Origin of the sequence: Pseudomonas sp. FSL R10-1339, from assembly GCF_009600545.1 — a bacterium.
GTDB lineage: Bacteria > Pseudomonadota > Gammaproteobacteria > Pseudomonadales > Pseudomonadaceae > Aquipseudomonas > Aquipseudomonas bubulae.
In genome coordinates this window covers 1-281 of the sequence record NZ_WIVQ01000313.1, presented here as the reverse complement: position 1 = coordinate 281, position 281 = coordinate 1, and the positions used below count along the sequence as shown (strand labels likewise).

1 protein-coding gene is annotated in these 281 nt (G+C 59.1%); it reads right to left on the bottom strand.

Annotated elements, in window-relative coordinates; all coding sequences use genetic code 11:
• On the bottom strand, positions 1-147 hold a 147-nt coding region (locus GHO03_RS25980; protein WP_372241802.1), incomplete at its 3' end, for an MbeD/MobD family mobilization/exclusion protein.
• Positions 148-281 lie beyond the last annotated feature (134 nt).

The following is a 281-nucleotide window of genomic DNA, read 5'->3' as shown; positions in this document are numbered from 1 at the left end:
CGCGGCAGCTTCGGCCCACAGCTTCGAGCCCTTCGCGTGCTCGATCCGCATACTTTGCAAGGTCTCGGCGAAACTGCTCAGCTGCTGCTCGTGCTCGCTCTGTAAACTCTCCAAGGCGTCTAGCAAGGCCTTCTCGATCTCCGTCATAGCCTACTTCTCCAACTTCACTGCCTGTCGGCTGCCATTCTCGAACGTCCACCCGCTGACTGCCTTCATCCCTTTTGGCAGGATGATGAACTGGCCGTTTTCGTCGCGGTGGAAGTCCATCCCCAACGCCTGGG